Origin of the sequence: Rheinheimera sp. (genome assembly GCF_036568245.1) — a bacterium.
In the GTDB taxonomy this organism is placed as follows: domain Bacteria; phylum Pseudomonadota; class Gammaproteobacteria; order Enterobacterales; family Alteromonadaceae; genus Alishewanella.
The window spans coordinates 1-2,696 of record NZ_DATCSY010000370.1 but is presented as its reverse complement, the minus strand read 5'-3'; the positions used below and the strand labels follow the sequence as shown (position 1 = coordinate 2,696).

The window sequence follows — 2,696 nt, the reverse complement described above, 5'->3', positions numbered from 1 at the left end:
GGTTTATACGGAGTAACTTATTCCGCATTTCTACCGCAGCACTATTGTCACCCAGATGAATAATTTCATCATGGCGCCAGGTAAAGCCCGAGCTTTGTGGGTCGTTCAGTGTCTGGCCTTGCAAATCGGTGATCCATTTGCCCGCAGTCGGATGTTCAGCAGCGGTAACGTTGGCAGCAAGCAAAACCACCGTTATACAGAGTATTGATTTCATGAGTCTTCTACATATCTGGCAAGTAAACCTATTCTGCCAGTCAAAAATGACAATTTAAACCGTTATCGGTTTAGCGCCGCAGGCGACAGGTTTAATGGTTGCCGGCTAATCCGCCGCAGGCTGGCGCGCGTATTATTTAAGCCTGAGCAGGCGCAATGTTGTTTCTTATCAAAGAATGCTGTTAATGCAGGCGCTATGATGCAGTTCGCTGTGCACACCAGGCAGCGGTGCTATATTAATAACTACGTGCACAATAGATGACACGCAGACGATGACAAGACAAATCAGATCAGAGGCACAACTTATGACAAACAGCAGAAGACGCTTTTTAAAATTGACCGCAGGCGGTGTGGTAGGGCTTAGTATAGGTGGTACAAGCCTGAAAGCTATGGCTGCAGAGCACGTTGACCCCGAGGATCCGCAGGCTAAGGCACTACAATATGTGCATAAATCAACTAAAGACGGGCAGCAATGTGCTGGCTGCGCGCTGGCGCAGGGCAGTGCAGGTGATGCCTGGCGTCCTTGCGGTATTTTCCCGGGCAAACTGGTCAGTAGTGAGGGCTGGTGTGCAGCCTGGGCCAAAAAGCCGGGCTAAACTTTACCGTCAGGCCCGCTTAACGGGCCTGACGTACAACGAGATTTAACACTCGATAATGTTAACCGCTAACCCGCCGCGCGAGGTTTCCTTATACTTGGTTTGCATATCTTTACCGGTATCCCACATGGTTTTAATCACCTTATCCAGCGATACTTTGTGATCACCGCTGCCACGCAGCGCCAGCCTGGATGCGTTAATTGCTTTAACTGAGCCCATGGCATTGCGTTCAATACAGGGCACCTGAACTAAACCACCGACAGGGTCACAGGTCAAACCAAGGTTATGTTCCATACCAATTTCGGCCGCGTTTTCAACGTGAGACGGCGTGCCGCCCAGTATTTCAGTCAGTGCCGCTGCTGCCATAGAGCAGGCTACACCCACCTCGCCCTGACAGCCAACTTCAGCGCCCGAGATAGAAGCATTTTTCTTATACAAAATGCCAATCGCCGCTGCGGTTAACAGGTACTGCACGGCAATATCCGGTGTTACCGGCTGAATAAATTTGTCGTAGTACATTAGCACCGCCGGGATAATACCGGCAGCACCGTTAGTTGGGGCCGTCACCACGCGGCCACCGGCAGCATTTTCTTCGTTTACTGCCAGCGCAAACAGGTTTACCCAGTCCATCACCTGCAGCGGGTCGGCACTCTTTTCTGCCATCAGTTTTTTATACAGTGCCGGTGCACGGCGTTTTACTTTTAAACCACCTGGCAATATGCCTTCGGTTTTGATGCCGCGTTCAATACAGGCACGCATCGTCAGCCAGATGTTGTTCAGCTCATCGGTAATTTGCGCCGGGCTGCGTAATACTTTCTCGTTTTCCAGCATTAAACCGGCAATCGACAGGCCGTTTTCTTTGCACAGTGTCAGAAGCTCTGCACCTGACTCAAACGGGAATGGCGGCGGGTTATCAGCAGCAAACTGGCTGGCAGCTTCTTTTTCTTTGGCGAAATCTTCTGCTTTGACAATAAAACCGCCACCAATAGAGAAGTACACATCGCTCAGGACAACGTTTTTGTCTTTATCCAGCGCAATCAGTTCCATGCCGTTGGAGTGTTCTTTTAACGTTTTGCGCCGGTGAAATACGATAGCACCTTCGCGGGCAAAGCTAACCGGTTGTACTTTAGCAAGGCGGATTTGCTGCTCGTCGTGTACCTGCTTCAATAAACCCGGTACGGCGTCAGGGTCTACTGTTTCCGGCAGATAACCGGCAAGGCCCAGAATAACGGCTTTGCCGGTGCCGTGGCCGACACCGGTCTGGCCCAACGATCCGTACAATTCCACTTTAATACTGGCTACCTTTTCCAGCTGGCCGCCATCGGCTAAATCGTCGGTAAATTTTTTCGCCGCCCGCATCGGGCCAACAGTATGCGAGCTTGACGGCCCGATACCGATACTGAACATGTCAAAAGCACTGATAATCATAATTTATTCTGGTTCGTCGCTATCAAAGTTGCACCATTGTAGCCCAAGCAGTGCTGTTCTGTAAGTCAGTTGGTAACTGGTCAGCGCTTATTACGGATGAGAAAAACTAATAGGTAGTCAGGCTAGCTGCAAACAGAGCCGGTGCAGTATGGCCGCAGTGGCGCCCCAGATAAACTTATCCTGATACGGCATTGCATGCAGTTGCTGCACTTTACCGCGCAGCGGCAGGCTGAACTGATGGCGGTTTTCCTGTTGTAAAAAGTGATTTAGCGGCACTTCAAAAATACCAGCGACTTCGTCTGCCTGCAGGATCCAGCTTTGCTGTGGTTGTAGCAGCCCTACCCAGGGTTCAATGGCAAAACCTGTGCTGGTCGGTTGTAGCGGTAAGGTGCCAAGCAGTTCAACGGCGGTGGGGGGAAGGCCAATTTCCTCTTCTGCTTCACGAAGCGCGGCTATGCT

At 51.0% G+C, this 2,696-nt stretch carries 3 protein-coding genes and 1 pseudogene; 1 reads left to right on the top strand and 3 read right to left on the bottom strand.

The genetic code is table 11. From position 1 onward, the window contains the following. Positions 1-214: pseudogene (locus tag VIN66_RS16275) on the bottom strand (hypothetical protein); the annotation flags it as partial. A gap of 304 nt (positions 215-518) precedes the next feature. Between VIN66_RS16275 and VIN66_RS16270 the strand changes: the two are divergent. Next, complete coding sequence (locus VIN66_RS16270) at positions 519-809, top strand: high-potential iron-sulfur protein (RefSeq protein ID WP_134055454.1); 291 nt, start codon at positions 519-521, stop codon at positions 807-809. A 45-nt stretch (positions 810-854) separates the two neighbouring features. Here VIN66_RS16270 and VIN66_RS16265 read toward each other — a convergent pair whose 3' ends face one another. Beyond that, on the bottom strand, positions 855-2,237 hold the full coding sequence (locus VIN66_RS16265; protein ID WP_331924956.1) for an L-serine ammonia-lyase: 1,383 nt from the start codon (positions 2,235-2,237) through the stop codon (positions 855-857). A gap of 117 nt (positions 2,238-2,354) precedes the next feature. Further along, positions 2,355-2,696: CoA pyrophosphatase (locus tag VIN66_RS16260; RefSeq protein ID WP_331924955.1), on the bottom strand; the 342-nt coding region annotated here is incomplete at its 5' end.